Genomic DNA, 5,839 nt, shown 5'->3' on the forward strand with positions numbered 1-5,839 from the left:
AGAATCTTATTTTTGTGAAGAAAAGTCTGTTTTCATATCTGGATACAGGAAAGGAGGTGGATTTATGGATGCAGCAGCAGTAAATGAAACAGTAGAAAAAGTTGATCAGGGATTGGAAGAACTGGGAATTGAGGGGGTAGGAGATAATCTGAGAGAAATTTTGAATTTTAAAGAATATTTTGCACAACAGATTCCTTCAATTGTGGGATTTGGTATTAAGGTGATTCTGGCAATTGTTGTATTTTTTGTGGGACGAAAGCTGATACGATGGTGTATCCGGCTTTTGAAACGTTCCATGGAAAAGACAAAGGTAGATGAGGGTGTCATACAGTTTGCCTGTTCTGCGGGAAAGGCAGTACTCTATACAATGCTGATTTTTAATATTGCAGTCAGCCTGGGAGTTACAGAATCTTCAGTGGCAGCTCTCCTGGGCACAGCAGGTGTGGCGATAGGTCTTGCTCTTCAGGGAGGGCTTGCCAATCTGGCAGGAGGAGTTCTTCTTCTTGTATTTAAGCCATTTACTGTAGGAGATTATATTATTCAGAATCAGCAGAATGGATGCGAGGGAACTGTAGCAAGGATTGAAATGTGCTATACGACTCTTTTAAGCGTTGACAATAAAAAAATTGTAGTGCCGAATGGAACTCTTTCGAACAGTACGATCATTAACGTAACTGCAAAAGAGACCAGAAAGCTTGAAATCAAGGTTGGAATTTCCTATGAGGCAAATATCCAGAAGGCAAAGGATATTCTTTATAAAATCTTGTTGGATGATCCGGAGACCAAGGGGGATGAGAACGAAATGGTTGTTTTTGTAGATCAGCTGGCAGACAGCGCGGTGATCCTTGGACTTCGTGTATGGGTTCCTACCGAATCCTACTGGCCGGTGAAATGGAGACTGAATCAAAGAATCAAGGAAGAATTTGATGCTCAGGGAATTGTGATTCCATATAATCAGATGGATATCTATGTACATCAAAAGAATTGATTGTAAACTTTAAAATAAAATAAGTTGACAATCAAACTCCGACTGTGATAGAGTAAAGCGTAGAAAAAGTCTATGTGTTAATGAGCACTTTGTTAACAGTTACATCTATGTACAGCAGGAGGAAAAAAATGAGTACAATGGCAGTATCAAAGGGTAAAACTTACGATATGGTATATATCGGAGTATTTGTAGTTTTAATGGCAATCTGTTCCTGGATATCAGTTCCCACCGCAGTTCCCTTTACCCTGCAGACTTTTGGGGTATTTATGGCTGTAGAAATGCTTGGAGGAAAAAGAGGGACGACAGCAGTGCTTCTGTATATTCTTCTTGGCGCAGTTGGCGTTCCTGTGTTTGCAGGAATGACCGGAGGAATAGGAATTCTCACTGGTACAACGGGAGGTTATATTGTCGGATTTTTGTTTTCTGCTCTTACTATGTGGGCAATGGAAAAGCTTCCGGGAAAAAAATCTTTGATCCAGATCCTTTCTATGGCAGCAGGACTTCTTGTCTGTTATGCATTTGGAACTCTGTGGTTTATGGCAGTTTATATGCGGACAAATGGCGCAATAGGCGTTGCAGCAGTGCTTGGATGGTGTGTGATTCCGTTTGTGATTCCGGATATTATTAAGATCGTTTTAGCTTATGGCTTGTCAAAAAAATTAAAAAAATATGTAATGTGATATGGAAAAAAAGAAAGTATACAGGCTTCGTCCTCATCATGGCATGTGTCTGGCATATTTTGAGGGAAAAGGTTACAGCAGCAGTTTTTCTTCTCATATGGGCCAGATGCTGGAAATACTGGAAAATGGAGCGGAAATAAAGCTGATTGTCTCAGGTGATGAAATCTGTTCCGCATGTCCAAATCTGGAGAAGAATATGTGCAGAACCGCAGAACGGACTGCTTTGTATGACCGGTCGGTTTTAGAATTATGTGATCTCAGAGAAAATGAGATCCTTGGATTTCAGGAGTTTGTATCCAAAGTGGAACAGATGATTTTAAAACCCGGCAGGAGAGAGGCTATATGCGGAGACTGCCAGTGGGATGAAATATGCAGGAAGAAAAAAAGCCGTTGGGAAAAATAATAACAGCAGTCGGATCAGGTCCGGCTGCTGTTTGTGCGTTCAGTAGCGAATAAAAGAATTATCATTCCGATAAATGCAGATACAGTGGCAAAGATCAACATGGCATTAACGCCTGCGGCATCAATCAGAGCCCCTCCTAACAAAGCGCCTATCACACTTCCAAGGGTATAGGTCATAGTAATATAAGCCTGCCCCTTGATAGCATCCTGTTCTTCCATGATAGAATTCACATAGTATACAGAGGAGACTGCGATAAGTCCCCATCCAAGCATCTGTAAAAACTGTACACCGTAAAAAACGGGGATATTAGGAGCTAAAAGTGTTCCCAGTGATTTCAGCATGAAGAAAATACCGCAGATTCTGAACCAGAAATGACAGGCGGTTTTTTTCAGCATAAAAGTAAAAAGAAACAGGGTGGGAAGTTCAATAAGAGCAGCAATGGCCATGGAGGTTCCCATTTCTGCACTTCCACCTCCTTTACTTTCTACAATCTGGAAGGTAAAGCTGTTCAGGAGTACATGGCTGAGGTAAATAAAAATACAGCCGATCAGAACAATGGAAAAACGTTTGTACTTTATAAAAAATGCCAGTGGGTTGGAAGCGGCAGTTCTTTGGGCAGAGACAGAAACTTCTGTCTTGCGAAATGGAAACAGAATCAGCGCTCCTACAAAAGCCAGAGAGAGAACAGAAATAGAAAATGGTACGGATACGGCTCCTGCTTTTTCTGCAATGGCTCCTAAAAGATAGGACATAATGGCATAGGCAACGGACCCCATGCCTCTGGCGGCTCCAAAATTCAGACGTTTTCCCTGATTGATGCTTTCCATGCCAAGGGAATTGATAAAAGGGTTCAAAAGTTGCAGAAGTGTGATTGTACTTCCGTAAAGGAGCCCGGTAAAAAAAATAGTTTTTCGGAAAGAAAGAAGCATCAGGAGCCCCAGGATAAGCTGGAACAGTATAAGGACAAGTACGATCTTTTTTAAAGAAGGACTTGATGGGCGATCAGCATATCCTGCGATCACCGGCTGAAGTATGGCAGAAATAATCCCTGCAACTGCCATGATCATGCCGATTTCAGTGTTGGTAAATCCGCTGTCCAGAAGATAAAGACTGGCAAAGCCCATAATGGCGGAAAAATTCATCCAGTAAAAGCCCTGTATAAAAGAATATCTAAGGGTGAGATTTGAATTTTTTACTGTATTTGTCATGTGAAAAACTCCTTTTCTATAGTTATTTTATTATATCAGGGTGAAAAGTGTCCGTCCACAAAAAATGAGAAAAATGAAAAGATATTGTTGCTGTGAACAGCAACGGTATATTCGGAATGGAAAGGGGTTCTTCTTGCAATCAAAAGCTTTTTGTCATATGATAAAGTCAGCTTAAAATGCAGACAAGGAGGATATCGGATATGAAGAAACAAATTGATGTATTTGAACATACAGGAGAAATCCTGAAAGGACTCAGAAATGGGGTTCTGATCACCTCAAAATCAGAAGACAAGGTAAATTCCATGACGATTTCCTGGGGAATGCTGGGAATTGAATGGGGAAAACCTGTATTTATTACAGTGATTCGCGAAGGCCGTTTTACCAGAGAACTTCTGGAAAAGAACGGAGAGTTTACGGTGAACATTCCTCTGGATGACAGCCAGAAAAAAGCCCTTGGATTCTGCGGTTCCAAATCCGGACGTGATACAGATAAGATCAAGGAACTGAACCTGACTCTGGAGGAGCCGGAGAGTATTTCAGTTCCCGGAATCAGAGAGTTTCCACTGACTCTGGAGTGCCGGATTGTTTATAAGCAGCTGCAGGATATTCATGCAATGGACAAAGAAACCGTTGAGAAGTTTTATCCTCAGAATGTGGACAGTTCCTTTACCGGTTCCAATCGTGATGTGCACGTGGCATATTACGGAGAAATTGTAAACGCATATGTGATTGAATGATTATTTGAAAAATCCCCCGGATTGCAGACCGGGGGATTTTTTCACTTCTTATTGGATTTTCAGAAGATAAGAGTCATATTGACAGATAAGCTTATCCATCTGGAGACACTCTTCTGAAGAAAGCGGATGAAAGGGTCTTCGGCAGTTACCGGAGATAATTCCTCTTTTTGTCAGAATATATTTAACAGCACTGAATATTCCTACTTTACACATTTCTTCTACACAATAATTGATTTCCGTCTGTATTTTTAACGCTTCGGAAACTTTTCCAGAATAAAAAAGATCACGAGCTTTGGTGAAAAGTGGAGCAAAAATATTAACAGTAGTTCCGATTGTTGCTTCAGCACCCATTGCAAGAGCTCCTGTGAACTGTTCGTCAAATCCATTGAAAAATACTTTATCAGGATAAGCGCTTCTCATTCGCTCTAATGCATAAAGATTGTTGGAGGTATGCTTTACTCCGATGACTTGTTTATTAGAGAGAAGTCTTCCGGCATTGTCTTTATTAAATTCTATACCCGTAAACTGTGGGATATTATATACGATGACGCCAATTTCCGGAACTGCCTGAATGATATTTTCATAATAGGTTATGATCTCATCCATGGTGAATTTATAATAATAGGGCGGGATCATAGATATGGCATCAACTCCGGCAGCAGCTGCATGACGAGCAAGACAAATGGCGTCTTCTGTACGGACAGTTCCTACATGAGCAATGACAGGAACCCGTTTATCGACAATCTTCAGAATTTGTTCCAGAGCATTTTTTCGTTCTTCCAGACTCAGAAGCAGCGCTTCACCGGAAGAACCCATGCAGTAAAATCCCTCAACTCCTATACTGAGTTCATATTCAATCAGTTTGGAAAGCATCTCTATGTTAAGGGTCTCGTCCGAATTCATGGGTAATTCCAGAGCAGAAAAAATTTTTTTGAAAATATTGTTATTTAAAGTATTCATAAGGTCCTTTCTACAGATAGTTGTTCTGTTCATTTTTTGATTTTTTATTAGACGTATGAGCGGACATATCCACGTTCAGGATGTTATGAAATTTATTAGTTTATGAATTGAATTTACTTGCTTCCAGATCTTTGGCAACTTTTTTCATATGCTGTTTCATCTTTTTTTCTCCCAGTGCCATATCATGTGTTTCAAAAGCTCTGATAATCGCATTATGCGCAGGAATAAAATTATCTATATTTTTTTTGATCTTAAAGGTATTTTGACGAAATTGTGCCAACTGTTTGGTGATGATATCATTGATCTCCATTAAAAAAACATTTCCTGCAATAATAAAAATAGTCCGGTGGAATTCTTCATCATAGTGTGCTAATAAGGCTGCGTCGCACTGTTCCGCAGCTTTTTCTGCATTATGCTGATTGCGTTTTAACATTGCAAGCTGCTGTTCAGTGCATTTTTCGATGGCGAGTTTGGTTGCTAATGGCTCCAGAGCAGAACGGACAACGGTAAGATCCTGTAATTCCACTTCATTGGTAGCAAACCAGGTAGAAAGAGAATTTGTTTGTACAGGAGTTTTGCTTTTGATAAAAGTACCGAGTCCAGGTTTAATCTCAAGAAGACCTTGTGAAACAAGAACTTTTACAGCCTCCCGGACAGTACCCCGTCCTACGCCGAGCGTGGTGCACAATTCTTTCTCAGTGGGGAAACGATCTCCGATCAGTACTGAATCATCGGCAATATAAGCCTGTAGATTTTCAAGAGCCAGTTGTGTTGCAGATTTTTTAGTTATTGTCAACATGTATTTCTAGTTCACTCCTTCGTACTGATTATATTCACCTTATAAGCATATTATCTGGTATGAA

General features: G+C 40.3%; 7 protein-coding genes. 4 read left to right on the forward strand and 3 right to left on the reverse strand.

All coding sequences use genetic code 11. From position 1 onward, the window contains the following. The first annotated feature begins 64 nt into the window (after positions 1-64). The 3 genes from RDS42_RS11490 to RDS42_RS11500 all read left to right on the forward strand — a co-directional run bounded on the left by RDS42_RS11490 (position 65) and on the right by RDS42_RS11500 (position 2,071). Positions 65-988, forward strand: coding sequence for a mechanosensitive ion channel family protein (locus RDS42_RS11490; protein ID WP_308783790.1), 924 nt, complete (start codon positions 65-67; stop codon positions 986-988). Between the two features lie 128 nt (positions 989-1,116). After that, positions 1,117-1,668, forward strand: coding sequence for a biotin transporter BioY (locus RDS42_RS11495; protein ID WP_308783791.1), 552 nt, complete (start codon positions 1,117-1,119; stop codon positions 1,666-1,668). Between the two features lies 1 nt (position 1,669). Further along, on the forward strand, positions 1,670-2,071 hold the full coding sequence (locus RDS42_RS11500) for a DUF1284 domain-containing protein (RefSeq protein ID WP_308783792.1): 402 nt from the start codon (positions 1,670-1,672) through the stop codon (positions 2,069-2,071). A 14-nt stretch (positions 2,072-2,085) separates the two neighbouring features. Here RDS42_RS11500 and RDS42_RS11505 read toward each other — a convergent pair whose 3' ends face one another. Continuing rightward, positions 2,086-3,279, reverse strand: a complete 1,194-nt coding sequence (locus RDS42_RS11505) for an MFS transporter (RefSeq protein ID WP_308783793.1) — start codon at positions 3,277-3,279, stop codon at positions 2,086-2,088. Positions 3,280-3,479: 200 nt separating this feature from the next. Here RDS42_RS11505 and RDS42_RS11510 point away from each other — a divergent pair, with 200 nt between their 5' ends. Next, positions 3,480-4,016 (forward strand): flavin reductase family protein, encoded by a 537-nt coding sequence (locus RDS42_RS11510; protein WP_308783794.1) that lies wholly within the window; start codon positions 3,480-3,482, stop codon positions 4,014-4,016. A 48-nt stretch (positions 4,017-4,064) separates the two neighbouring features. Here RDS42_RS11510 and RDS42_RS11515 read toward each other — a convergent pair whose 3' ends face one another. Both RDS42_RS11515 and RDS42_RS11520 read right to left on the reverse strand, forming a co-directional pair. After that, the gene (locus RDS42_RS11515) at positions 4,065-4,976 is read right to left on the reverse strand and encodes an N-acetylneuraminate lyase (RefSeq protein ID WP_308783795.1); all 912 of its coding nucleotides are present in this window, start codon (positions 4,974-4,976) and stop codon (positions 4,065-4,067) included. Positions 4,977-5,076: 100 nt separating this feature from the next. Beyond that, complete coding sequence (locus RDS42_RS11520; protein WP_308783796.1) at positions 5,077-5,772, reverse strand: FCD domain-containing protein; 696 nt, start codon at positions 5,770-5,772, stop codon at positions 5,077-5,079. Positions 5,773-5,839 lie beyond the last annotated feature (67 nt).

This window comes from uncultured Blautia sp. (genome assembly GCF_902497045.1).
Lineage (GTDB): Bacteria > Bacillota > Clostridia > Lachnospirales > Lachnospiraceae > Blautia_A.